Consider the following 26,723-nt stretch of genomic DNA (forward strand, 5'->3'; position numbering starts at 1 on the left):
ATAATCACCCATACTGGCCGTTTCTATCTGAGATCCAATTAGGAAACAAAGCCTGACGGGATTCAACCGAGAGTTCCGCTTTGGTTATTTGTAGCTTGGCTTTCTCTACATCAGATTTCTTTTTGCTCAGCTGTGACTCAAGCTTGGCCACAGTGTACACAGCAGAATCGGCGACCGTTTGCTGGTTATCAATCATGCTTTCAGTGATCGTATTACGCACGACTCGGTTTTGTTCAAGATAACGCTTCAACGTTCTTTTCTGTAAGTCTCTATTTGACTGAGCAGCTGAAAGCTCACTTTGTGTCATTTCAAAATCATGTAACGCTGCCTGATAGCTGGATTCAGCGATTTTTACTTCTTCAGCCGCAGTGCTAACCGCTACGTTTGCCGAGTCGCGCGAAATCTTCGCTTGTTCATAAACAATTTGATAAGGCTCGTTTTCAATCTCATAGATTAACTGCCCTTTCTCAATGCGTTGGTTCGGGGTGATATAAATCTGGTCGACCTTGCCCGAGACATTGGTTGAGGTTGGGCGAAGCTGAATGTGAGGAGACTGCACCACAGAGCCTCCCGACAAATCCATTGGTGTATAGTTAATTAATCCTACCCACACAAATAACAACCAACCACTGCCTCCTAGATAAGCGAATGCTTTAGTCCCTGTGTTCCAAGGCATGCCAACAAGTCTTAATAAATAGATGAACAAACACCAAACCGCTAAACCTTCTAACATTTAGACATCCTCTGATTGATTAACTTGAGCCGGAGAATTCCATAAATCACGCAGTCGGATAATGGCTTTTTCAAAATCTACAAACGCAATGATAATGGCGAGCACCCACACCCAGTGCCAAATGAAGCCAATCCAAGTGAGCGCGGTAATCAACCCTATCTGATGGTGGTCAGTCTTATGAGCCTTTTGAATAGGGATCTCGTGAAGCTTCCAAAAACCGAACAGGCCAGCCGCTATGGTGCTGATCAGCACGATAGCGGCTGCTATATGTAAAACGGTATCTGCAGAGGTCTCTACATAAGGGATACTGATTAAACTCATTGCTCATACTCTTGTAAATTAAGACCAACACAGGATATATGCCACCCACTTACAACGGAAATTTTAGATAAATTACGTCATATAAAATAACATGATGATATAAATCACCAGATAAGGTGTGCGATATATCAAAGTAGCAAGGTATTAAGTTCAGTAGCCTGACGCTATTAAGGAGAGCTGATGAGATTCACAGCTAACGCTGCTTAAGTAGGTGGGAATGCCGATAGAAAGATTAGATAACGACAAAACATGGCAAGTCATGCACCAACGTAGATTAAGCAAAGTAGGTGATGTCTATGATGTCTGTTGAAGTGGCTTTTTTACCTATACAAGTTTAGGCAGCTATTTCCGAACACAATGTTTTTATCAGTAATGGTTTACACACCATAAATACTAGAACATTAAGCCAATGGAACATTATTCAGCAGACTTATACCTCAACAAAAGCACAAAAATTTAACATTTAGCTCTAAAAACACCACGCAGCGCAAACAATCACCCTAAAAGTAAACTATTCCTAGACACCCTCTTAGATCCCGCTAATATGACCGCCCATTCCACTAGTGTATAGTTGGATTTGGTACAACTTTATAAAAAATACATCACTATAATAAATTAACAATTGCAGGTATTTTATGCAAAATCACAACATGCTCGCCCGCATCGCTCGTGGAAATCTCGTTCTACAGATCCTTGCTGGTATTGTTTTCGGTGTCGTTCTCGCCATGGTTTCTCCTTCAGCAGCTCAAGATGCAGGCCTATTAGGTAGTCTGTTTGTTGGTGCTCTGAAAGCTGTTGCCCCAATTTTAGTATTCATTCTTGTTGCAGCTTCTATCGCAAACCAAAAGAAAGGTCAGCATACTCATATGCGTCCAATCATTGTGCTTTACCTGATTGGTACGTTCTCTGCAGCACTGACTGCTGTAGTACTGAGCTTCATGTTCCCAACCACTTTGACACTGGTTGCTGGCGCTGAAGGTGCTAACCCTCCTCAAGGTATTGCAGAAGTTCTTCATACGCTTCTATTCAAGCTTGTAGATAACCCAGTTAGCGCACTAATGAACGCGAACTACATCGGTATTCTTGCTTGGGCAATCGGTCTTGGTCTTGCACTGCACCACGCATCTGCAACAACCAAAGCGGTTTTCGAAGACCTTAGCCACAGTGTTTCACACATTGTTCGCTTCATTATTCGTCTTGCGCCATTCGGTATCTTCGGCCTTGTTTCGACTACATTCGCAACAACGGGCTTCGATGCACTAGCAAGCTACGGTCAACTGCTAGCGGTTCTACTAAGCTCAATGCTGATCATTGCTCTTGTCGTTAACCCACTGCTTGTCTTTGTAAAGACAAAACAGAACCCATACCCACTTGTACTGCAATGTATTCGTGAATCTGGTGTAACGGCATTCTTCACTCGTTCAAGCGCTGCAAACATCCCAGTGAACATGAACCTTTGTAAGAAGCTAGAGCTAGATGAAGATACTTACTCTGTATCAATCCCTCTAGGCGCAACCATCAACATGGCGGGTGCTGCAATCACCATCACTGTGTTAACGCTTGCAGCTGTACACACAATGGGTATTGAGATTGATATCTTCACTGCGATTCTACTAAGCCTTGTTGCTGCAATTTCAGCATGTGGCGCATCAGGCGTTGCCGGTGGTTCACTGCTACTGATTCCTCTAGCTTGTGGCCTATTCGGTATCTCAAACGATGTAGCGATGCAGGTTGTAGCGGTTGGTTTCATCATTGGTGTGATTCAAGATTCTGCTGAAACAGCGCTTAACAGCTCAACTGACGTCGTGTTCACTGCGGCTGTATGTAAAGCTGAGCAAAACAAAGCTTAACAGCTCTTGGTATTAGGCTTTAGCTCTAAGCTCTAAGCTCTAAGCTCTAAAAGCAAATAGCACACAAATAAAAAGGGAAGCATTCGCTTCCCTTTTTTGTTGTCTTGGTTTTCTAGATTACGGCTAGGAGCTATATAGATTTATAGCTTTATAGATTTATAGATTTATAGCTTCAGTCATTCTTGTCTAACTCATCAAAGCTAACCAACACGTTTTAGTGGTTGCTTTTCCAGCTTGGATCCACTGCTGCCTGACTGAAGTCTAGAGAGTTAGGGCTTGCTTCTTTGTTATGCGTTGCTTGATCGCTGGGTGACCCTTGATTCGCAGCACCGCTATCATGGTTTGGCGTCGCCTGCTGGCTGTAATCGACGTTAGCACCTTGCTCACTCGACGCTTTGGTCTCTAAATGACTACCATCGACATTTAACTCTTCGCCTTCTTCATCGGACGCTTCTTTCACTTTCTTAGGGATCGGTATATTGCGCTTGTAGAGCTTATTGAGCGCTTTAATGATTGAATGCTTAGTGATCGCTTCTTGAGTCAACTTAGTCATGATCGGCTTAGTCAGAGCTTGTAAGCCCACGACGGCATCGACACCCAGTTCACCACCAACTTTATCCCGCAAATGCTTCGCTTCTGAGTAGCCAAAATGAGCAGACAAAAATAGCCAGATATAAGCAATCGCGTTGCCGTGTTCACCATGGTCAATCCAAGCTTCGCCAGCTCTAAACATGGCTTCTGCACTGTTCTTTTCTGCGGCAGTTTCAAACCAGTACACCGCTTCGCCGTGATTCGGTTCAACACCAACACCGTTCAAATAGCTCATACCCAGTTTGATCTTGCCGTCTAGGTTGTTTTTTTCAGCGGCCTTTTGGTACCACTCGACAGAGCTTTCAGCCGAGTAATCTGGATTCTCTTTATCTAGACACCAGTCACCGATAAACAGCATCGCTTCGGTATTACCACCAGCCGCAGACTCTTCAATATAGGTATAACCCTTAGGGATGTTCTTATCGGTTCCACGACCAAAGACGAGCGCTTTGCCCATCTCGAATTTCGCCGATACGTCATTGTCTAAAGCAGAGATTGCTAGCTGCCAAAAGTTGGCTTTCTCTCTTAAAATGAGGTCTTCTTTACGCTTCATGCTTAGGCGCACAATGCCGTACATGCCATTGATATTATCGAGTTGCGCCGCTTTGTCGTACCAATACAGAGCTTCCTTTATATTGTTACGTTCAGCTTCTTTTGCCAAATACAGAATCGACGGTACATGACCGGTTTCGGCTTTGAAGTGACGCTCTTTTTGCTCTTGTATGCGCGCTTTTTCAATCGCTTTTCGGTAAGCGACAGCACGAGCCTTACGTTCTTGTTCCAAGCGCTGCTTTCTTAGCGATAAAGAGATCAGCCACACGGCGACAAGTATTAACGAAAGAGCCGTCGCACCAATTGCGATTCCCATTGTACTCATAAAATATTTAACCTAACTCGGCAGATACAAGACTCGACGTTGAGAGTGTGTTCTACCCATAGTGAATGTTATGTTTCGAATTACAGGGAAAAGTGCAGTTACTGGCACGTTCCGCCTTAAAATGAACTTAGTTCAGTATCTCAGGATTACATTGCGATAAGAAGCCTAGGAGGTTCAATCCGTATGCAGTCCATAGACGATGTGATCTTGCTTCAATATAGATAAATTATGAAGGCTGCCTTTCATCAGGAAAGTCCTAAAGCTTGGTGACGAAATTGATGTTTTTCCCATCAACAATTTCGTGCAACTGCCGTACAACTCTCTTACAGGAATAGCTCTATACCTAGGTCAATTGACCGTATATGTAAGCCAACTCGGCAACCGTCTTCGCTGAGAATTTCTTCATCAAGCTTGCTCGGTGTACTTCCACTGTTCTCATGGCAATGCACAATTCATCGGCTATTTTCTGGTTACGCTTACCGTCGATAATTTGTTTGAGGATGTCTATCTCACGCTCGGTTAACGACGCGTACGCTTGGCGATACACATTCATGTGTAAGTGCTTTTCTGAAGCGTCCAAACCTTGCTTGATCGCCTCAGCTAACTCATTGCCTTTAACTGGCTTTTGAAAGAAATTCACCGCGCCGGCTTGTAAGGCTTCAACCGCCATTGGCACATCACCGTGCCCCGTCAGGTAAATCACCGACAGTGGGCTCTGCGCTTTTACCATCAACTCATGAACTTGCTGCCCTCTCATCTCTGGCATTCGGCTGTCTAAAACCACACAACCCGGCGCACTCAAGTCCACTGAGTCTAAAAAACTGGGGCCATCTTCAAAAGCTGACACAGTGAAATCATGCTCTTCTAATAAGAACACCAACGAATCGCGCATCGACTCATCGTCATCAACCACATAGACAGGAAGCCTTTGATGAAGTTCAGACATAACAAGATTCCTTATGAATCATTTGAAAGAGAGAAAGGCAGTGTCACCGCAACATGACATCCATGTGGGGTGAGTGACGTGATCGTCATTTGACCACTGTGATCTTCAATAACATCTTGGCAAATCGCGAGCCCAAGCCCCAAGCCATTTTCTTTGCTGCTCACAAAGGCTTGAGTCACTTCTTGTTCAGTGAAATCTAAACCGGTGCCGTTATCGATAATCGACAACATTATTTTATCCGGTTGATACTCGGTAATCACTTTAATTGTCGATGGTTCGTTGTTTTTGTTACCAATATCAGACGTAGCGCTTTGTTCGCGATGCATCTGAGCATTACACGCATCAGTCGCATTGTTGATCAAATTTACAACCACCTGCTGCAGTCCGACAGGGTCAACATGTAGCTTGATAGGTGTACCCACAACATAACGTTCAATGGTTATCTTGTGTTTATGTAATCGAAATTGCAGTAGCTCGATGGTATCTGTAAGAAGCGCTTCTATATCAATTTGAGATTTATCTGATGAGCGCTTTTTGATCATGTTTCTTAAGCGTTGGATAATCGCATCAGCACGGTCCACTTGCGACTGGATCTTCTCAAATACAGGCTCTATGTCAGTCAGCGGTTTGTTCTTCGAAATCCGCAGTAAACCACCTTCGCTATAATTCCTAATGGCTGCCAGAGGCTGATTAATCTCGTGTGCCAAGCTACTTCCTAGTTCACCAACTACCGCGATACGTTGTGAGTGCTCTAGCTGTTCACTCTTACTTTTCAGCTTGTACAGCGTCGCTTCTAGTTGCTTTTTGCTGCGACTGAATTTGTATTCCAACCAGAAGTGGTAAGCATTCAGCGACACGACAAGAATAAAGAACGCCCATGCCCACTGTTGATTGTACTTGAGCCAGATTAACGCTTCTTTCCACCAAGGTTGTTGCAGTGGATGCATGTCGAGTTGTTGGTATAGCTTGTCGATCGACAGTAGGCTTGTCGGTGACGTCCAGCCCGATGCATTCGCTGCAACGGCTGGCGCACTGCTTTTTGGCATCGCAAATAACACCTGACTCATCTGTTTGGCCAGTGCCGAAGAAGCCCGCTCTGTTTTGGCAAACGACCAGTTAGGATACAACGGTGTAGACACCTGACATCGGAACCCTTCTGGTGCTTGATTCTCGATAACACGATATTGACCCGCCACCAGCAAACCTTCGCTGATCATGCTCTCAACTAAACAGCTTGGTACGACAGCCGCTTCAATGTGCCCTTCACGCAGTTGATACAAGCTTGCGTCGATCGGGAAACCTAAAAATTGGGTGTTAGAGAAAAAGTGGTTGGGATTAAGCCCTTGTTGCATCACTTGGTAACGCATAGTGAGGTAACCACCAAAAGCATTTTCAGATACTGCCGCAATCGGCTTACCGCTAAGTTGTTCGAGAGAGATATAAGGCGACATTCTTCTCACCACCAAGGCAGAACCAATGCTACGTGTATTACTGGTGCCTTGAGCTTCAAAGTTATGACTGGTCATGGTTGCCATCCAAGAAAGCGCATACTGGCGTCCTAATCGAACCGCCTGACCGGGGTTGGTGATGACAAAATCAACAGTGACATCTTTTACCGCTTCGGCCATCTCTTCCAAGTTGAAAGGCTTGAGAACAAAGTATTTTCCGGGAATGCGCTCCGACAGCCAATCCATTGTCGGCTGCCAACGCTGCTGAGCGGAAAGCTTACCTCGAGTCGCCAACACGCCAACCTCTATGATTTGCTCAGACTCAACAGTGCTTGTCGTTGCAATCTCTTGCTCCGATTGAGCCGCTAAACACGCGCCTGCGATTAGGCTCAACCAACAAAGGCCAACGATTGATATTAGGTTTCTGACTGTCACTGAAATCTCTTTCTCCAAACGGACTGTTTATTCAATTTATTCTCGATTCATTTTATGTCAGCGGCGTGTTTCGCGCTTAGCTCATGCTTGAGCGCCCTAAATAAGCCTCTAAAACAAAGCATAACAGCTAGATTGGTAAAACCACATTTGTTCTAGATCAACTTTGATCTGGGTATGTGGAAATCCACAATACCCCGTGAACGGTCAAAAACTGACAATGAGCCTAACAGATCGAATACCCATTTATAGGTACCTCTATGGACTCATTGAAAAGACGGTTTCTCAGCCAATTCGGCAAGGTTTCCGCTGGTGCTGCGCTCATTCCCATTGCCGGAATCAACACCGCAGTCGCAAGCACAGCCATTCGCAATAACAACCAACCTGACCGCAAAGGCGAAATAGGTAAACGCTACGCCATGGCGATTGATTTACGTAAGTGCGTTGGCTGTCAGGCGTGCACTGTTGGCTGTAGCGTTGAAAACCAAGCACCAATTGGCCAGTTCAGAACCACCGTAAAACAGTATGAAGTCTCCCTTGATGATGGTTCGACGGCTCAACAAGACGTGAAATCATTCATGTTACCTCGCCTATGTAATCACTGTGACAACGCCCCCTGCATCAAGGTTTGTCCTGTTCAAGCGACCTTCCAGCGTGAAGATGGCATCGTGATGGTCGACAATGAACGCTGCGTAGCCTGTGCTTACTGCGTTCAAGCTTGTCCTTACGATGCTCGTTTCATTAATAACGACACCCTTACCGCAGACAAATGCACCTTCTGCGCACACCGCCTTGAAGATGGCTTACTGCCCGCCTGTGTAGAAACCTGTGTTGGTGGTGCGCGTGTCATTGGTGACCTCAAAGACCCAAACAGCGAGATCAACCGTCTGCTTAATGAAAACCAAGACGACATCAAGGTGCTTAAGCCTGAGCAGAATACCAACCCCCATGTTTTCTATATCGGCATGAACGAGCGATTCGTTAGCCACATTGAAGGCCAACCTGCGATTTATGATCCAGCCGCCATCGATAACTCATCCTCTAGCAAACAAGAATTGGCAATCGCGACACAAGGCAAACAAGGAGAGACAGCATGAATATCACTGAGGTGTTAGTTCCCGCTCAAGAGATCGCTTGGCTACCGTGGGCGGTTCAATATTTCTTCTACATCGGTTCGGCTTATGCGGCGGCTATTCTGTTTTTGATTGCACTGATATTCAAAAACTCAACCAGCCATCAATTCCGTTCTGCCCTTGTACTTGTGATGGCCATCGGCGCGATTGTTGGGCCATTAGCATTAACCGGTGATTTGCACCAACCGGGACGTGCTTGGCACTTCTACGCCCACATCACGCCTTGGTCATGGATGTCATTAGGCTCTTTGTTTCTACCTCTATTCTCTGGTCTGGCTATCGCGACGGCTTGGGTTTACCTGCGTGACGACATCGCACAGCTTAAGGAAAGTGAAAACCCACTTCTAAAACGTTTGGCTTGGCTGACACTGGGCCAGTGGCAATTATCGAACAAACTGATGATTGCTCTAGCCGCTGTCACTGCTGTCTCTAGCTTAAGTATCGCGCTTTACACAGGTGCCGAGATTGCAATTTTGGCGAGCCGACCGCTTTGGCATCAACCGGCTTCTCCACTGCTTTGGTTCACGACTGCATTCTTTGCTGCAACGGGTTTAACGCTGTTGATTTGGGCTCTGCTGCCTTCAAGCAAACCAAGCTTAAAACCAACAGACCTAGCTCTGATACAAAGAACCATTACCTTGACAGGTGGCCTTGCCATCATTCTTACGTCGATTTGGGCATCTAACCATGGTCACATCAATCTCTATGAGAACAACGCTTGGGGAATCAACTTAGGCATCATGACCACCAGCATTTTGCTGTGCATGATCTTGGTTCTCCCCCTACAACGCCTATCGCAAAGTAAGCTAGGAATTATCTGTGTTGCGCTTGCGACCATAGTTTCTGCATGGGCGGTACGTTGGGTCACCATGATGGAAGTTCAAACCATTCCACGTTTCGATGTTGGCCCATTCCCTTATGAACTGCCGATGGGTAGCGCAGGATTACTCGGCATTGTTGGTATGTGTGGTCTTTGGTTAGCACTTGCGTTGTTCGCCTCTGAGATCGTGTCTACTGGTTCTACACGAACAACTGGTTCTGCACCAAAGACAACATCGAAGCCAAACCAAAATACACCTTCACCACTTAACCGCTCACATAGCTTGTAGTCTGAGGAATCATCATGGATAACAAACGTCGTCAATTTTTGAAAACAGGCCTTGCTGCCGGTGGTGCTGGAGCTTTTGCTGCAGGTTATGCGACAACCACAAAACACATGGTTCACGGTGCTATCGATGGCACCGCGGGTAAGAAAACCAACCACATCCATCACGGTAATTCGCTAGAGACGGAATACAGTGTTGATGAGCAAGGTAAGATCTCGCCGAATCCAAACCAACGCGTTGCACCATCAATGTGTTTTGGTTGCTGGACACTGTGTGGCTTGCGTGTACGTATCGATAATCGCAATGACGAGATCTTGCGTATCTCAGGTAATCCGTATCACCCACTATCAAGTGATCAGCAGATCCCGTTCAAAACACCGGTAAAAGACGCCTACATTGGCTTGTCTGGTGAGTCAGGCATCAATAACCGCTCGACAGCCTGTGCCCGTGGTAACGGCATGTTGGAGATTCAAAACAGCCCATACCGAATCACTCAACCGTTAAAACGTGTTGGTAAACGAGGTGAAGGCAAGTGGGAGCCGATCAGCTACGAACAACTTATCTCTGAGATCACCGAGGGTGGTGACTTATTCGGTGAAGGTAAAGTTGAGGGCTTACGATCGATTCGTGACATCGAAACACCACTCGATCCAAACAACCCTGAATACGGACCAAAAGCCAACCAACTGCTTGTGACCAATGCCGGTAATGAAGGCCGTGACGACATCTTGAAGCGCTTTGCATTTAACAGCTACGGCACACGCAACTTTGGTCACCACGGCTCTTACTGTGGTTACGCGTTCCGTGCGGGTTCAGGTGCGATCATGAACGATCTAGACAAGTTCTCGCACTTAAAACCAGATTTCAACAACGCAGAGTTCATTCTTTTCATCGGTATGTCTCCGGCTCAAGCGGGTAACCCGTTCAAGCGTCAAGCAAGACAATTGGCTGAGGCTCGTACCAACGGAAAACTCAGCTACACCATAGTGACACCAAGCCTTCCGGCAGGATCGTCAAGCCTTGCGGCGGGCGATCGCAATAACTGGCTACCGATCAAACCGGGCACCGATTCAGCATTAGTTCTTGGCATGATCCAATGGATCATCGAAAACCAACGATACAATCACGACTTCTTGTCTCGCCCAAGCGCACAAGCGATGCAAAAAGCAGGCACCACACACTGGTGTAATGCATCTCACCTTGTGATCAGTGACGAGTCGCACCCACAAAATGGGCGTATGCTTCGTGCATCGGATATAGGGTTGCTAGAAACAGGCGAACCGATGTCTGACGATGACGGATTCATCGCACTCAATGTGACAACTTCACTATTATCATCGCATATTCAGGTGAATGAAGCGGCTCTGTTCGTCGATCAAGATGTAGAAATCGATGGTCAGACTGTTCGCGTTAAATCTTCTCTGCAAAGATTGAAAGAAGAAGCCTTCAAATACGACCTTGCTTACTACAGTGAGCAGTGTGAGATCCCACAAGACCAGATTATTGCACTGGCAAAACGCTTCACCAGTTACGGTACAAAAGCAGTCGTGGATACTCACGGTGGAAACATGCACACCAACGGCTTCTACAACTCGTTCTCTATTCTGATGCTGAACGCGCTGATCGGTAACATCAACGCGAAAGGCGGTGCGATGGCGAAAGCGGGCGGCTACCCGACTTCGGTTGCTGGTCCACGTTACGACTTTACCAAGTTTAAAGGTAAGACTAAGCCTCAAGGTGTATTCTTGTCCCGCAGCAAGTTCCCGTATCAAAAAACTAGCGAATACAAACGTCGCGTTGCCGCAGGCGAGTCACCTTACCCGACCCGCGCGCCGTGGTACCCAATATCAGCTCCGCTTTTAACTGAGCACTTATCAGCTGCGATTGACGGTTACCCTTACCGTGCAAAGGCATGGATCAACCACATGGCGAACCCACTTTATGGTGTTCCGGGGTTAGATAACTTGTTGGGTGAAAAGCTTAAGGATCCAAAACAGCTTGGCTTGATCATCTCTATCGATGCCTTCATCAATGAGACCACAGCGTTATCGGATTACCTAGTGCCAGACACGGTGACCTACGAAAGCTGGGGCATGGCAACCCCGTGGCATGGCGTCGCGACCAAAGCGATCACCGCTCGCTGGCCGATTGTTGAGCCTAAAACCTCACGCACTCAAGACGGGCGCGCCATTAACCTAGAGAACTTCTTTATTGATCTGGCGAAAACACTGGGGTTAGGTGGCTTCGGCGACAACGTAATCAAAGACAATCAAGGTAACTGGCACGGTATTCATAGCGCTGAAGACTTCTACCTGCGCTCGGCTGCTAACTTAGCGTTCGTAAAAGGTGGCGTGCCGAATGTCGATGCGGAAGATATTGTTTGGTCTGGTCTAGAACGCCTAGTCCCTGTGATGAACAAAACGCTCAAGCCTGAAGAGATGCTCAAAGTAGCGTATATCTTTGCGCGTGGCGGCCGTTTTGAAGACGCAACCAATGCGTATACCAATGAAACCATGAAGTACAAATGGACCAAACCATTGGCTATCTGGAATGAAAAGCTCGGTACTTCTCGCAACACCATCAGTGGCGAGCAATACATGGGTTGCCCTACATGGTATCCACAAAAACTCGCGGACGGAACGCCACTAGCAGAGCAGTTCCCAGCAAAAGAGTGGCCGTTCACCCTAACCAACTTTAAATCCAACATTCACAGTGCGGTGTCTAACTTATCACCACGCTTAGAGTCGATCAAAGGAGTAAACCCTGTTTACATCCACCCGCAAGACGCCTCTTCTGTGGGTATCAAAACCGGTGACGTGTTTGCTATTGAAACACCGAGCTCAACCACACATGCGTTGGCGATGGTGATTGATGGCATCAAACCGGGCACATTAGGCTTTGAACACGGCTTTGGTCATAAAGAACTCGGTGAGCGTGCGCACTGGATCGGTAATACACAACAACCGGTGAAGATGAAGTCGAACGATGGCGTTAACATTAATGATATAGGCTTGATCGACCCGACGAGAGAAGGCAAAGGCGTCATGTTGGATTGGGTTGTGGGGGCAGCAGCAAGGCAAGCGCTTCCGGCTAAGATCTACAAGGTCTAGCTTAAACTCAGCAAGCTATAACTTAATCACTCATTCAAAACACTTCCTTATCTGATTTGCAGATGAGAACACAACAGGGCAACTTCGTCATTCGAGGTTGCTCTGCTTTTTCGTCCCCTTGATCTAGAAAAGCAGGCTATTTGGATAAACGTCCAATCTACATAAAGTACCCAATCTAGATAAAGCATCCGCTCTAGATAGAGTAATCAACCCAAAGCCATTAGGTAATCTTCATTTCACCACAACTTTTTTAGCCCGCATCCATAAAGCAGCTATGCTTATACAATCGGTGCCATAAAAGAGCCTTAACAAGCAGTTATACCGAGGCGAACATGGCAGTTCCCTTGCATTTCATAAACGGCAGTTGGATCAACCTATAGAAGTTTACATCAATACCATTATGGTAACTGAGGTTATTAATGTGAGACTCACCTCAAGTTCCAAGTGAATTAATGTGGAAATCCACAATAGCGCGAACAACCAATTATGTCGAAAATGCGTGCATTACAACCAATAGCGACGCCTCATGACTAAGCTGACAATTAAAACTCAAACTCTAACGCTTTGCATCGCTGCTCTAGGAAGCCTTTCTTTATCCGCTTTTGCACAAGCAGCACCCAATCCAATGCCAGAAGCCGCAGAAACTTGTAGCGGCTGCCATCAAGCCGACGGTAAAGGCATGCCCAACATTGCCCCTATGCTTGCAGGGCTCAATGCTGACTATCTAGAACATCAACTGGTTCTGTTCTCAAGTGGTGAGCGTCAAAGCGCGATCATGAAGGGAATGGCTGACGGTGTATCTGATCCCGCTGTTCGTCGTGAGGTCGCAGAATACTTTGCATCACTACCTTCATACGAATTTACCGATTTAGAGCAGCGCGGCTCACAGGCTGATATCGATAACCCCTATCGTAAACTTGTATTCCAAGGCGATTGGGATAGAAACATTCCAGCCTGTGCAACCTGTCATGGGCCAAGCGGTATGGGCGTGGACAAATTCCCGCGCCTAGCAAGCCAGCATGCCGACTACATTCAAACTCAGCTCAACGCTTGGAAAAATGGCACTCGTAAGGGTGATGATTTGAACATGATGGGTAATATCGCGGGCAAGTTAACCGACGATGAGATCAAAAACCTGTCTTACTACTTCGCCTCTTTCCGATACTAAAGGGCTCGCATGAAAACATTACTTCTAATTACCGCAACCCTTGCCTCTGGAATCGCTTATGCCGAAGGTGAGTTGCCCGATCGTCAAACCGAACTGCCCGCCGTTGAAAAACCACAAGATAATAAATATCTGGTGCCACGCGACTTGGTAGATATTCCTGATGGGGAATTTGGTGACAAAGTAAAACTGGGCTATTCCCTGTTTGTCGATTCACAACAGATGCGTGGTACGTTCGTCGGCAATGAACAAAACTGTGTCAACTGCCACATGCAAGCGGGCATGAAGCCTAACGCTGCCCCTCTTTGGGGTGCGTACATGGCCTACCCTGCGTATCGTTCTAAGAATGACAAGGTAAACAGCTACGCAGAACGTATCCAAGGTTGCTTCACCTACTCAATGAATGGTCTGCCACCGGCTGAGGGTTCAAAAGAGATGGTCGCACTAACGGCGTATTCATACTGGCTGGCGATGGGCGGCATCTTAGACAAGAACGGCATGCAAGATACACCCGTTCCTGAGATTAGCGATGCCGACTTACAAGTCGGTGGTAAAGCGGAAAGCTTCCCTCTCCCTGAAGAGCTGTTAAGCAAATACCCAATCGATGGCCGCAGTAAGTTGGCAGGGCGTGGCTATCCTAAGATTGATAATCCTGAACAAGAGCCATCGATAGCGCGTGGTGAAAAGGTTTACCAAACCAACTGCCAAACCTGTCATGGTCAAAATGGTGAAGGTATTAAAGGGGCTGACGGACGTTCATACTTTCCACCATTGTGGGGCGAAAACGCGTATAACTGGGGCGCGGGTATGCACCGGGTGAACACCGCTGCCTATTTCATCTATGAAAACATGCCGCTTGGAAAGAGCCAGCAACTTTCGATTCAAGATGCATGGGATGTGGCTGCATTTGTGAATAGTCATGAACGCCCACAAGATCCTCGATACAAGGGTGATGTTGCTAGCAATGCTAAGCGCTACCACAATCACCAAGGTTACTATGGCAAAGAAGTTGATGGTCATGTACTAGGTACCAAAGCTTATCCGAGTGGTAAAGAAGTGATTCATGAGCATTAATAGGTATTAGTGAATATGAGCCATTCACGCCAGATATAGCTAAGCTTTACATTGTAAATCAGCTATAGCCGGAGGAATAAAAAGGAGCCAGATCGTTCGACGTTCTGGCTCCTTTTTTATGTTTGAACGATTAGAGATTCAGCTAATCTTGCTGCATCTTTTCCCAAATGGTCGGAGAGCCAATATAGTCTTGAACCGTAGTGATGAATTCTTTGACTAGTTTGGTTTGCTTACGGTGCGGATAGACAGCGTAGATTGCGGTATCAATCGTAGAGATCGGATAATCCGGCAGTAAAGTGACCAAGCCAAGTTCTTTCATTGAGGCATACAGGTTTGATTGATCAAGGAAGCCATAACCTAGACCATCTTTCACACAAGACACCATAGTACGAACATCACTCACCTTATAGTTGCCACGAATCGTTAGGCTCTGGAAGGTATTACCTCCCGGCTCTTCACCAATGCGCAGATGGTCGACCGTCATATCACCATTGGTATAAATCACCGCAGGTAGAGCGAGTAGATCTTGTGGCGTTTTCGGTTCACCGTGCTGCTTCACAAAATCGTTTGACGCGACCAACATGAAATTACTGTCGGCAATCTTCTTCGCAATCAAATTCGATTCAACAAGCTTACTGAAGCGAAACGCGATATCAAACTGCCCTGCAATGATGTTGGCGATCTTATCGTCTAGTGAAAGTACGATCTGAACATCTGGGTACTTTCTCATGAACTGAGTGATGATAGGTTGCAAATATTGCTGCCCAAAATAGATCGGTGAAGTAATTCGTAGCACACCTTTGGGTTCAGACTGGTATGAATCTGCAATTCCTTGGATCTGATTGATAGTGTCTTTCAGCACATAGGTTTGTGCGAGAATATCTTCCCCGGCCGACGTCAACGAAAACGAGCGTGTAGAGCGGTTAAGCAGCTGAACACCTAAATCTTGCTCGAGCTTTTTGATCTGTTTAGAGAGTGATGAGTTGTCCATATCGTGCAAGGTTGCCGCTTTGGTAAACGACCCTTGTTGAACCACATCTAAGAACAATAACAACTGATTGGTATTTGGCACTGCGCCTCTCCTGAAATAAAACTCGACTAGCGTTCGTCTTTAGGGGTATCCATCACAACCATAGTCGTAATAGATTGCACCTGAGCACATTCCCCAAGCACATCGGCATGAAACTTCTTATAGCCCGGTAGATCTTTGGTTTCTACCCTTAGCAAGTACTCGTTGGCACCGGTAATGTTGTGGCACTCCACCACCTCTTTTTCCATACTGACATGCTGTTCAAACTCTAGTTGAGCCGCTTTGCTGTGGCTCGATAAACCAATCAAAACGTAAGCAATAAAGCCAACGCCCATCAGGCCATTATCCAGAACTGCACGGTAACCTTGAATGATCCCTTTACGCTCGAGATCTTGTACTCGCCTTAAGGTCGCTGAAGCCGACAAACCAATTCGTTCAGAAAGCTCAATATTGGAGATTCTGCCGTCCAATTTAAGCTCTTGCAATATCCTTTCGTCAAATCTATCCATAAGTACTTATTATTGTGCATTAAGTGATAATTGAGGAAATAAAAGCACATAATTGCCTCACTTTCCACCTACTATGTTTCTCAACACGTGAAAGTCATGACCGGTCAGTCACTTCGTTCATTTTACTGCTGGAGAACCATAATGCCTTTAGAACAACTTAGCGCACTTGCCTTGTTTGCGTTTGTCTCGACCTTCACACCAGGTCCAAATAACATCATGCTCATGACATCAGGAGCAAATGTTGGCTTTGCCCGTACTATTCCACACATGCTTGGCATTGCTCTAGGGTTTGCAGCCATGTTGCTGCTGGTTGGCTTCGGTTTAATGGGCATTTTCAACGCGTACCCAGTTACTCACCAAATACTGAAATACCTGAGCCTTGCTTACCTCGTGTACCTTGCAATCAAGATAGCATTGAGCGGCAAAGCGAAAAGTACTGAAGCTTTTAAACCAATGACCTTCCTCGGCGCTGCCAGTTTTCAGTGGGTGAACCCTAAAGGTTGGTCAATGGCGCTGACTGCGATTTCAGTTTATAGCAGCGGCAGTTCATGGTGGGAGCTTGCAATCATCGCAGGTATCTTCACGCTAGCCAACTTGCCTTCTGTGACCTTCTGGACGGCAGCAGGCAAGCAACTACAACACTGGTTAACAACACCAGTCCGCATTAAAAGCTTCAACTACGGTATGGCTGGCTTGCTTCTAGCATCGACCATTCCGATGCTCTAGTCGAATAACTTCTGTATTTTAACGGTTGGTACTCCTGTGCTAACCGTTATTCTCTTTATAAATAACCCACAAGTTCACTAAGCCAACGACCAAACATCGTCTGCCCGCTCGGCGTTAACGTCCACACAAACGCCGCAACATTCACTGCCACTGTCACCCAATATATGGCTCTGAACGGCTGCTTCTGCGTTTTATGACGCAGCTTATCTTGAGCAATCAACGCCCCTAGCCAGCCACCAGCAACAGAAAAAATATGCAGAGTTTTCTCTGGCACACGCCAATTGCCATTGATCGCTGCTCGCTTGTCCTTCGCGTACACAAAAAACGTCACGAAACCGATAACCAAATACCACACCAACAGCGCTTTAGAACTTTCCGCAAACAACACAGACACCGCCACCAGAACCAAATAAGTGATAACGATTTGAATAGATGAAGACAACATGACTCCTTTTGAGCAACAGCTCACATACTGTAGCAATTACGCCCTGTAGATTTTGATAAGGATGAGTAAGGCATATTGTAATTCGGTTAGCCTGCAAAGAATAAACAAGCCCTTTCATCCCTACATAACATGATGGAAGTTAAAGGAATTATAAATATGTACAACCAAAAGTACGCCATCTACCAAGTTTTTACGCGTTTATTTGGCAATAAAAACACCCAACATGTTCCATGGGGCACAATCGAGCAAAATGGCGTCGGTAAGTTCAGTGATTTTACCGACAAAGCGCTGTCTGAAATCCGCAAACTCGGTATGACTCATATTTGGTATACCGGAGTGCCACATCACGCCATCATCAATGATTACAAACACATCGGGATTTCAGACGACCACCCGAGCGTGGTAAAAGGCCGTGCAGGATCACCTTATGCGGTAAAAGATTACTACTCAGTCAATCCAGACCTCGCTGAGAATCCTGATCGCCGTTTGGAAGAGTTCGAGGCACTCATCAAAAGAAGTCACGACAATGGTTTAAAAGTGATTATCGATATCGTACCGAATCACGTTGCGCGTCATTATAAAGGCTTAAACAACCCAGAAGGTGTCAGTGACTTCGGCGCTCAAGATGACACAACGCTGGAATACCACAAAGACAATAACTTCTACTATATTCCCAACAGCACCTTTGAATTGCCAGACATAGAGCCCGCCTTTACGCCGCTAGGTGGTGAACAGCACCCTAGCCTAAGCTCCCCGTTTATAGAGACGCCCGCCAAATGGACGGGCAATGGATCACGCTTAGCTAAACCTAATTTCGACGATTGGTATGAAACCGTAAAGATTAATTACGGTGTGCGCCCTGACGGTTCAAAAGATTTCCCTAAGCTACCCAAAGGCTATGTACAGCGTGACCACCTAGACCATTACCACTTCTGGGAAGGCGTGGATGTGCCAGACTCTTGGATTAAATTCCGAGACATCGCCTTGTTCTGGTTAGACAAAGGCATTGATGGATTCCGTTACGACATGGCTGAAATGGTGCCAGTTGAGTTTTGGAGCTACCTCAACTCATCAATAAAGATGAAAAACCACGATGCCTTTCTGATGGCAGAGGTGTATCAGCCGGACTTGTACCGTGAATACATTCACTTAGGCAAGATGGACTACCTCTATGACAAAGTAGATCTGTACGACGGTCTAAAAGACATCATGCTAGGCAATACTTCCACGGCTATCATCCCCAAAATCCAACATCAAATGATGGATATTGAACATCACATGCTGCACTTCTTGGATAACCATGATGAACAACGCATCGCGTCTCCTGAATTTGTAGGTGACCCAAATATAGCGAAGCCTGCAATGCTAGTCAGCGCGTTATTGAGTAGTTCTCCAACCATGATCTACTTTGGGCAAGAAGTCAGCGAACCGGGCGCGGAGAATGCAGGGTTTGGACAGCCCTCACGAACTTCCATATTTGACTACATCGGAGTCCCACAACACCAAAAGTGGATGAACCACGGCGCATTCGATGGCGGGCTATTAGACGAAAACGAAAAGCAGCTGCGTCACTTCTATCAAAAGGTAATGAACTTTTCGCTAGAGCACTCATCGATAACAGGTGATTACCAAGACTTACACCAGTGCTGTAACTTAAGTGATTCAGTCTACGCATTTCTGCGCTCTGACCACCAAGAGCTAACCATTGTTGCAGCTAATTTCAGCCAACATACCACTGAAAATATTCACTTAAAGATTCCAAGTGATGTAATCCAAAAACTCAAATTAGTTGATGGTCGTTACATACTCAATGAATATATTGAAGGCATAGCGCAACAAGTGCTCGACATTGAGAACAGTGTTGGCAGTTTTAATATTGAATTGAAACCGCTGGCGTCTTTGGCTTGGGTGTTATCCTTAAATGGATGATATACCTATCAATATAAATTACCGAACAGCTCGCTTTTAGCTAATTGATAAATAACTTAATTTCCACATTAAATTAACACTCTCTCAATTCGATATATTACTCACAATAATAAGGATGAGCTCTCATCCTTATTAACTACGCCTAGCCTCTACGCCTTACATTATTGATATTATGCAAATGAGTCATTGATCCAATTAATTTAACAATAACCAAATACAAAGCGTGATATTGACACTAGGTTTCCTATATTTACGAATTTAAAATAACTTTATACATTGCCATCACAAATAGTTGACCTTGGTTAAAGCTAGGATATTCATCTTCATAAAAAGTGAAATATGGATATCAAAACGTGAACAACATAAATATTAATAAAATTATCTCTCTACGAAATACCTTCAACAATACCAAAAAGAAGAGCTTCAAACGCTCTACATTGGCCAAAGCAATGTTACCGCTCTTCACCGCTACTTTGATCGCGGGTTGTGGTAGTGATAATGATAGCGACAACGGTACAGCCCCTGGCAACAGTGGTTTATACCCTGCAGAGGCGTTGTTGCCTAAATCAGTTGAACCTTTTTCGAGTCCTGAGATCTGATCCTTTATGATGGTAAGAGCGGTGACAACATGGGTAAGGCAAAAAAGAAGATAACTAACTGGGCGGAGTACAATAAGGCTTTGTGCAAACGTGGCTCGGTTACGTTCTGGATAGATGATACAGCTGTAGATGCATGGCGATGCAAAACCCATCATGGTAAGCGTGGTAGAGGCTTTCAGTACTCTGATACAGCGATAGAAACTGCCTTGATGATTAAAGGAATATTCTCACTACCATTGCGTGCTCTTCAAGGTTTTATCGACTCTATCTTTGAGTTATTGGATGTTCCACTGACGTCCCCAGACTACACCTGTATCAGTAAACGCTCGAAGACAGTCAAGGTCAAATACCGTAATAAATCTAAAGGGGCTATTCGCCATATAGCCATTGATTCGACTGGTCTCAAAGTCTTTGGCGAGGGTGAGTGGAAAGTGAAAAAACACGGTGCCGAAAAACGTAGAACATGGCGCAAGCTGCACTTAGCCGTTGATGTCGATACCCATGAAACCATTAGTGCAGAGGTCAGCCTAGTAAATGTTGGTGATAGCGAAGTGCTGCCAACGTTACTCAACCCTTTACGTAGAAAGATCGATGCTGTGTCTGCCGATGGAGGATATGACACAAAAAGTTGCCACAATACTCTGAAAAATAAAGGCTGTACTCCGTTAATACCACCTCGAAAGAATGCAACGTTTTGGGAAGAGGGGCACCCCAGAAATGAAGCTGTCGAGGCTCTGAAAAACGGAACTATAGCGAAGTGGAAATCCGAGTCTGGTTATCACTATCGCTCAATATCTGAGACCGCAATGTCTCGATATAAAGGACTAACCAGCGGTAAATTGAGCTTGAGATGTTATAACGCTCAAGTGGGTGAAATCCTGGCGAATGTCAAAGCGATTAACAAAGTCATAAGACTAGGCATGCCTGTTCGAAGCTAATGCTGAGTCAAGTATGGCGTCGTTGACCTTCAAACTGATTTGATCAACAACGCCTCTGCGAGAACAAGATACTGAGATAAAAGAAGAAGATGAGGCTCGGTTGTCACCACTTGGTTACAAACACGTGAATATGCTTGGGCACTACTCATTTACGTTAGCAGATCAAGTGATGAAGGGGCAGCTAAGGCCACTGAAAAATCCTTCAGATTTTGATGATTGGCCTTAGCGTACGTTTTCGTTCCATTGGACTTCAAACCCCATACCATGCTTATTTTAAAATAGTGAAACAATGAGCTGTAGCTTGATTGTCACCAAGCCTATTAAGATATGAATACGCTTCTTTGCACTCATTTAGTTTCACCTGATGGAGTGCTATAGGGGCGATTAGTATTGCTGCCGCTACGATTATTGCCGCGATAATTATCGTTCTGGTCATATTCCCTCTTACTTCCGATTATTGAGAAAAGATACAAGATTAGACAATCTTTCCTCCCAATGAATAAGCCTAGTTTGAGCATCTCTGGCTCTACTTGGGGAGCTCGATTTAAGTTCTAGTGAAAGTTGACCAATCGTTCGATTTACTAAATTTTGATAGTCATTAAGCTCTTGATTCGATAGTTTATCGAGACTTTTTTCTTTATAAACTGACATGTATTTTCCTCTTAAGAGTCGTTAGATGCTTTGCTAGCTAAGTTTCCCTCTACATGCGCATCAAGGACAACCCTTGCCTCATCAGCTTTCTGCTCAACTTTCGCTTGTGCTTTTGCGTTCAAATGCTTCAACAAGTTACCAACCAGAGGGACATTATCAAGCTTGTTAATTGCATCCGCTAACTTAGAACTTTTATCGATAGCATCGATTATCGGGTGATCAGAATTGTTATAGTCAGAAATAAGTTTTCCTGGATTCTCACTATTAACTTGAAGCAAATTGAATAACAATCTAGTCCTTAATTCACCACTAGATTCATCTTCACCAATTTTGGATATTTGAGTAGATAATCCTTCAAATGTCTTACTAGAGACTTCCTTGTGAGTATATTCTTCGATAAGGCGCTTGCTAAGCTTATAGCTTTTGTTTGAAGAGTAAGCTACCCACAAAATTGGAGCGTAAACTGGTAGCATAAGTGAGAAGATCGTTGGGGTATCCTTTATTACACTTACAAACTCTTGCCCTTGAAATAGAACACGAAAGACGCTGTACATAAGTGGAATTGATGAACAAATAATTAAGCCCACGATCGCAATAAAGAAAGACTTCTCGTGTTTTTCAAGCTGAATTTTCTCTACTTTAATCTTTTCTACATAAGCTCCTGACAAACCAGCAGTTAACGCAGTCGGTAACAAAGCATCTATCTTGTATACTATCCCTTGATATTTATCATTTGCAGAAGCAATAGCTTCATCCGTTTTTTCATTGAAAATATCGACTAATTCTTCCAATTTCGTAGACTGAGTATCTATAGTCTTTGATAATTCGTTAGACAATATTGAAAGGTCATCCTTGATTTTCTGATAACTAGATTCAAGTTGCTCCTTCAATCCCTCCACTTGCTGAACTTCTCCAAATTCATCTTCATAACTATGACCAAAAACATCATCGTAAATTTGTCGAATTTCTTTTCTTTCACTCGTGGCACTCGTGAGAAGTGTTTTCAGTGTTTTTGTTAATTTTTCTGAACTTTCAACTTGCTCTGTTACAGTCTCAATTCGTTGAGACAAGAGATTTTTTTCTTCAATTAAATCTTTAAGACCCTGAATTGTGCTTTCAGACTCTAACTTTGTTTCCGCTAATTCACTATTTTGACTTTCAGCTGTAGCAAGAGCCTGACTAATTTCATTCTGTTGGTTAATCGACGTTTCATGAGCAGAAGATATAGATTTTTTCAACTCTTCAACGAGTTCTTTACCCTCTTCGACACTCTTTACTATCTCTTGTATTGCTTCAAACTGCGTCGTTGCTTTATTCTTAATTTCAGCTGTTTTTCTTTGATTTCCAACTGTCTTAGAAAAATGCTCTGGTGCAGTCTTCTCTAATGTAGATAAAGATGACTGCGCTTTTTCTAATTCACTTCCAAGTTCATTCACTCGTTTCCATAAATGATCTTTTTCTTCTTTAATTAGGCGTTTAAGCCGATCTTCAGATGTTTCCCACACGAATTTGTTTCCTTTAATTTTTTAACTTATCCGGCAAACCATTCACAGCATCTAAGTCACGCTGTTCACCCGCCTTTGCTATTCGTGATAACTGGCGTTCGGACTTACCCCAACGTTTCGCTATATCTTCAAATTTCCAGCCCTTTGCATTAGCAATACGCTGAAACTCTGTAATATTTTTACCCGTCATATATGTCCATTTGTTAACTGTAAACAATCTCCCTCAGCACTGGCTGATAATGATTGCCATACACTAAAGGTCGCATTATCTGATGTCGCTTTGGCTTGCTTAATAATAGAGGTGATAGTTGCTCTATGGAATGTAACCAATTGATAGAGTCAGAGCAGCGATAAGAGAATAATTTGATGATGTTCTCAAAGTCATATGTGAGGTTCCTATTAATTAGATGCTCATGGTGTGCAATTCTGTTTCTCACAAGGCGTATTGATTCCAATGAATCATAAATATCTGAAAGCAATGAAACTGTGGTTAAATGCCCTGTACCGTTCGGAAACAAGTGTAATAGTTCTACATCCCAAATACGGGTTGAATGCCGGCTAGTAAACATTTTTTGCCAGAAAACAAATTTCAGCTCAGGAATAACTTTTCCTGTAGTAGCATTATTGCGCCTTGCATTAATTAAATCTGTTCTTGGGTTATAGCGTCCTCGACTTGGCAATGACCGTTCAAACGTTTCATTCCAAGGCCAGCGCTCACCATATATTTTCGTAAGAACATCATTAACAGCATTTCTGATAAGCACTTCACAGATATGTAGTGGTAACATGAACGCAGACGACACTTGACCATTCCAACTATACAAGTTTAGCGCACTAGTAATGCAGTACGGATGACCGTAGTGATCCTGGAAAGTCTTGAGTCGAGTCTCTGACAACGCTTTAGCTACATTAGTTAAATTGAAATTATTTGACGAATGAACCAATTTTCCTTATCCTTATATCACTAGCTATGAGATTCGCGGGCGGAAGCCTCCACTTGTAGACGCACGAAGTAGGAAGCCCAAGCATTTATGTTTGGGCTTTTCTCTTTCTAGCCCCCCAATAAAGCATAAATTCATATTACGCCTACCTGTCATATATGTCTATGATACAAGGTAACTTCTGTGTCCTTGATAGCTAACAAACATATATGCTATTGATATTAAAAGTTCGGAATGAGCGTCCTCCCCTCTACTACATCGATGGCTAAATTACTCAACAAATACGAATTAATTGAGTCGAGCTTGGAAATTTATCACTTTATACACGTACAAGGTAACTACCCTAACAAACTGATTTTACTATATTAAAATCAATTCGTAGCACAAGATAGTGTGTAACCATTATCCTTGATAACAAATAGATATAATGGTGATAAGCTTTCGCTTAACCATTGGTAAGTTTTGCCAAAAGTTTACCAGTGCTCGATGCAACAGGGGAATACCGGCACACTTAAGTCAATGCGCCGGAGGGGGAGTACAACTTGAATGTGACCGACTCAAATCCTATGCCTTTCGCGTCATTGGGTAGTATCGTAATCAGCTGATTACGATACTACATAGTGGAATAGTTAAGGTAATTGATGGGCTGTTGCTGTTAAAGACTCGATTTGAACTGTTTTACCTGAAATAGAAACATCTTTGGTATAAAGACTTTCTGCTTTATCCCATTCTAAAAACGCCTGGTTAGCTATCGTTTGAATCGTAGCTAAATTCACATCGTATTCTTGCGTTAAACTCAAGGGAAACTTGAAATCATAACTGAGCCAGACGCCATTTTGCTCGGGACGCAATACATTTTGCCAGGCAGAGTACTGGCTACCACAACTATCATATTCAAAATTGCAAATCTCAAAATCCTTACTTTCCGGTAATTGAGATAAATATAAGTAAACATCATAGTTTTGATATTCAGGCATAGCTTTAGCATTGCTAAAACTTAACATAACAACACTGTGTGCCCCTGCCTTGGTTCCAATCTCAATATGATTTGTAATAGGTGGGATCGTTGCAGTTTTCGTACAACCCAATAGCACCACTGAGATACCTGCTGCAAATAACATTTTTTTCATAAATAATCCTCACTTCACTGGATATCCAACCAGTGTAATAAGAATTACACCACTATACAATCAACATCTTCATCAATATTTAATGTTAAATTAATCAGTAATTTTAATATGATGTTGTTTATGTATGGTTCATTCTGACTGCTATATGCTTGCATGTAGAGTCAGTATGAAGCCGACAGAGCGAAGCGGCGTCAGTATCACTAATCTAGAGAAAACTGATCATTTTGAGGATTAGGATCAAAAAACCAGGTGAAACCAAAACGAGTTACAACCTATTAACATTTGGTGGAGTTATGTAATTAACTTTCAGAATGCTTTTAGGGGGCAAATTGAAAGAAAAGGGTAGATTTTTATCCCTTTCCTCGATTTTGCAAGTGAAGCTTGCAAAAATTGCACTAAACTAGCCTATTTAACATATTGTACATAACACGCCTATAAAATTAGGGGTCATAAATGGACTTAAGACTTTGACACGATCACTAATGCTTAAGAAAAAATAAGCCTTAGCCCTGCTAGAATCTGTAATGCGTTGTTGGTTGAATAATACTTGAGCTTTTTGTGGCCGTTCCACTAAATCAAGAGTATATGTGAGATAGCTTCCTGTCGTATGACAAAAGAAAGTAACAGCGCAGCCAGCTATTTTTGTTGAACTTATTATGATTATTGATTTTGTGCTGGCTGTGGGGCCCGTCAAAAGCTTTCTTTGTTCTTTTTTGGTTTGATGTTATTGAATGCTTTTGATGGGAGGTACTTCTAGTCTTTTAGTTGGATCGATCAATCTAACGTGGGTGATAGGGCTGACGCCGCTTCGCTCTGTCGGCTTCATACTGACTCTACATGCAAGCATATAGCAGCCAGCATGAACCTTAATTTCTAATATTAATCTATATATTCATTTATATATTTATTTAACTACGAAGTTCTCATAACCGCAGTAGCCTTTACACCCGTATTTTTGACCTACTTTCTATCAGTAACTTATTGCACTACCTTTTATAAAAAAACGAAATTTCCCTACTTAACCCACTTTTCCCAGGTTAAAAACAACAGAAGAAGACAGCTAAATCTTAGATTTACATTGATTTAGCCGCTAATTTGATGGATATCTATAGAACAGGCGTGAGTCAGCCTCCGCCGTTAAGCGGATACATTCAGTAGTTTAATGAGGGGAAAGCTGTGCAGCCTTTTGGGGGGCGGTAAATAAGCTTGAAACAAAAGAGGCTGTTTGGTTCAATTTCGTCGCATTAAAGATTTCTTGAATACCCGAAGCAATGGATCGAAAGTTCAGCCATTCAAAGCGTAAACCTTTTAGCTCCATACGTTTACGGGAAGCAATAATAAGTTCACAAATATTACCGAAACTCACAACCTTTAAGTCTTTAAAGAACGTTGCAGAGAATTGCTTATAAGAGGCGGCACTTCTCACTGTACCTTCTTCGGCATCCACACACACATTAATACGTTCAGTTGCAAGGTAAGAAGCTCTTTGTAAATACCGAATAACTTTAGCAAAGGATTTAGGAGAAATGAACTC

19 protein-coding genes and 3 pseudogenes are annotated in these 26,723 nt (G+C 44.0%); 10 read left to right on the forward strand and 12 right to left on the reverse strand.

From position 1 onward, the window contains the following. Nucleotides 1-49: 49 nt before the first annotated feature. Together AB6D93_RS22125 and AB6D93_RS22130 are read right to left on the reverse strand one after the other, a co-directional pair. Nucleotides 50-733, reverse strand: a pseudogene (locus tag AB6D93_RS22125) (biotin/lipoyl-binding protein); the annotation flags it as partial. Beyond that, nucleotides 734-1,054 (reverse strand): hypothetical protein, encoded by a 321-nt coding sequence (locus AB6D93_RS22130; protein WP_017072398.1) that lies wholly within the window; start codon nucleotides 1,052-1,054, stop codon nucleotides 734-736. 635 nt (nucleotides 1,055-1,689) lie between these two features. Here AB6D93_RS22130 and sstT point away from each other — a divergent pair. Continuing rightward, on the forward strand, nucleotides 1,690-2,904 hold the full coding sequence (gene sstT, locus AB6D93_RS22135; RefSeq protein WP_004732110.1) for a serine/threonine transporter SstT: 1,215 nt from the start codon (nucleotides 1,690-1,692) through the stop codon (nucleotides 2,902-2,904). Nucleotides 2,905-3,118: 214 nt separating this feature from the next. Here sstT and AB6D93_RS22140 read toward each other — a convergent pair whose 3' ends face one another. The 3 genes from AB6D93_RS22140 to AB6D93_RS22150 form a co-directional block, all read right to left on the reverse strand. Beyond that, entirely contained in the window at nucleotides 3,119-4,363 is a 1,245-nt protein-coding gene (locus AB6D93_RS22140) for a tetratricopeptide repeat protein (protein WP_102332388.1), read from the reverse strand. Between the two features lie 352 nt (nucleotides 4,364-4,715). After that, the gene (locus tag AB6D93_RS22145; protein WP_048609831.1) at nucleotides 4,716-5,318 is read right to left on the reverse strand and encodes a response regulator transcription factor; all 603 of its coding nucleotides are present in this window, start codon (nucleotides 5,316-5,318) and stop codon (nucleotides 4,716-4,718) included. A gap of 11 nt (nucleotides 5,319-5,329) precedes the next feature. Continuing rightward, nucleotides 5,330-7,201: a sensor histidine kinase gene (locus tag AB6D93_RS22150; RefSeq protein WP_102332387.1), complete on the reverse strand. Its 1,872-nt coding sequence runs from the start codon at nucleotides 7,199-7,201 to the stop codon at nucleotides 5,330-5,332. Between the two features lie 257 nt (nucleotides 7,202-7,458). Here AB6D93_RS22150 and dsrO point away from each other — a divergent pair, with 257 nt between their 5' ends. The 5 genes from dsrO to AB6D93_RS22175 all read left to right on the forward strand — a co-directional run bounded on the left by dsrO (nucleotide 7,459) and on the right by AB6D93_RS22175 (nucleotide 14,786). Then, nucleotides 7,459-8,295, forward strand: a complete 837-nt coding sequence (gene dsrO / locus AB6D93_RS22155) for a sulfate reduction electron transfer complex DsrMKJOP subunit DsrO (RefSeq protein WP_017086571.1) — start codon at nucleotides 7,459-7,461, stop codon at nucleotides 8,293-8,295. Continuing rightward, entirely contained in the window at nucleotides 8,292-9,440 is a 1,149-nt protein-coding gene (gene nrfD, locus AB6D93_RS22160) for an NrfD/PsrC family molybdoenzyme membrane anchor subunit (protein WP_102332386.1), read from the forward strand. Before dsrO ends, nrfD begins: the two co-directional genes overlap by 4 nt. A 14-nt stretch (nucleotides 9,441-9,454) precedes the next feature. Continuing rightward, a complete protein-coding gene (locus AB6D93_RS22165) occupies nucleotides 9,455-12,547 on the forward strand; it encodes a tetrathionate reductase subunit A (RefSeq protein ID WP_102332385.1) in 3,093 nt (1,030 codons plus the stop codon). A 526-nt stretch (nucleotides 12,548-13,073) separates the two neighbouring features. Continuing rightward, nucleotides 13,074-13,715 carry a c-type cytochrome gene (locus tag AB6D93_RS22170; RefSeq protein ID WP_017064226.1) on the forward strand — a complete coding sequence of 214 codons (642 nt, stop codon included), beginning with the start codon at nucleotides 13,074-13,076 and terminating at the stop codon, nucleotides 13,713-13,715. A 9-nt stretch (nucleotides 13,716-13,724) separates the two neighbouring features. Then, nucleotides 13,725-14,786: a c-type cytochrome gene (locus AB6D93_RS22175; RefSeq protein ID WP_017070612.1), complete on the forward strand. Its 1,062-nt coding sequence runs from the start codon at nucleotides 13,725-13,727 to the stop codon at nucleotides 14,784-14,786. 142 nt (nucleotides 14,787-14,928) lie between these two features. On the opposite strand, the gene AB6D93_RS22180 is transcribed toward AB6D93_RS22175, so the two are convergent. Both AB6D93_RS22180 and AB6D93_RS22185 read right to left on the reverse strand, forming a co-directional pair. Next, nucleotides 14,929-15,858 carry a LysR family transcriptional regulator gene (locus AB6D93_RS22180; RefSeq protein WP_102332384.1) on the reverse strand — a complete coding sequence of 310 codons (930 nt, stop codon included), beginning with the start codon at nucleotides 15,856-15,858 and terminating at the stop codon, nucleotides 14,929-14,931. Between the two features lie 26 nt (nucleotides 15,859-15,884). Further along, the gene (locus tag AB6D93_RS22185) at nucleotides 15,885-16,325 is read right to left on the reverse strand and encodes an Lrp/AsnC family transcriptional regulator (RefSeq protein ID WP_102332383.1); all 441 of its coding nucleotides are present in this window, start codon (nucleotides 16,323-16,325) and stop codon (nucleotides 15,885-15,887) included. Between the two features lie 141 nt (nucleotides 16,326-16,466). Here AB6D93_RS22185 and AB6D93_RS22190 point away from each other — a divergent pair, with 141 nt between their 5' ends. Continuing rightward, a complete protein-coding gene (locus AB6D93_RS22190; protein WP_017064223.1) occupies nucleotides 16,467-17,051 on the forward strand; it encodes a LysE family translocator in 585 nt (194 codons plus the stop codon). A 55-nt stretch (nucleotides 17,052-17,106) separates the two neighbouring features. Here AB6D93_RS22190 and AB6D93_RS22195 read toward each other — a convergent pair whose 3' ends face one another. After that, on the reverse strand, nucleotides 17,107-17,496 hold the full coding sequence (locus AB6D93_RS22195; protein ID WP_017064222.1) for a DUF1294 domain-containing protein: 390 nt from the start codon (nucleotides 17,494-17,496) through the stop codon (nucleotides 17,107-17,109). Nucleotides 17,497-17,652: 156 nt separating this feature from the next. Between AB6D93_RS22195 and AB6D93_RS22200 the strand changes: the two genes are divergently transcribed. The 3 genes and pseudogenes from AB6D93_RS22200 (at nucleotide 17,653) to AB6D93_RS22210 (ending at nucleotide 20,962) form a co-directional block, all read left to right on the forward strand. Beyond that, nucleotides 17,653-19,425, forward strand: a complete 1,773-nt coding sequence (locus tag AB6D93_RS22200) for an alpha-amylase family glycosyl hydrolase (protein WP_102332382.1) — start codon at nucleotides 17,653-17,655, stop codon at nucleotides 19,423-19,425. Nucleotides 19,426-19,778: 353 nt separating this feature from the next. After that, nucleotides 19,779-19,973, forward strand: a pseudogene (locus AB6D93_RS22205) (hypothetical protein); the annotation flags it as partial. 80 nt (nucleotides 19,974-20,053) lie between these two features. Further along, entirely contained in the window at nucleotides 20,054-20,962 is a 909-nt protein-coding gene (locus AB6D93_RS22210) for an IS5 family transposase (RefSeq protein ID WP_102333441.1), read from the forward strand. A 662-nt stretch (nucleotides 20,963-21,624) separates the two neighbouring features. Here AB6D93_RS22210 and AB6D93_RS22215 read toward each other — a convergent pair. From AB6D93_RS22215 to AB6D93_RS22230, 4 genes and pseudogenes are all read right to left on the reverse strand, one after another. After that, nucleotides 21,625-23,118: a hypothetical protein gene (locus AB6D93_RS22215; RefSeq protein ID WP_102332392.1), complete on the reverse strand. Its 1,494-nt coding sequence runs from the start codon at nucleotides 23,116-23,118 to the stop codon at nucleotides 21,625-21,627. A gap of 13 nt (nucleotides 23,119-23,131) precedes the next feature. Next, nucleotides 23,132-23,308, reverse strand: a complete 177-nt coding sequence (locus AB6D93_RS22220; protein ID WP_164496854.1) for a hypothetical protein — start codon at nucleotides 23,306-23,308, stop codon at nucleotides 23,132-23,134. Between the two features lie 1,380 nt (nucleotides 23,309-24,688). Next, complete coding sequence (locus tag AB6D93_RS22225) at nucleotides 24,689-25,189, reverse strand: hypothetical protein (RefSeq protein ID WP_235612607.1); 501 nt, start codon at nucleotides 25,187-25,189, stop codon at nucleotides 24,689-24,691. A gap of 1,159 nt (nucleotides 25,190-26,348) precedes the next feature. Next, nucleotides 26,349-26,723: pseudogene (locus tag AB6D93_RS22230) on the reverse strand (hypothetical protein); the annotation flags it as partial.

Origin of the sequence: Vibrio sp. 10N.247.310.23, from assembly GCF_041467155.1 — a bacterium.
Taxonomy (GTDB): domain Bacteria; phylum Pseudomonadota; class Gammaproteobacteria; order Enterobacterales; family Vibrionaceae; genus Vibrio; species Vibrio crassostreae_C.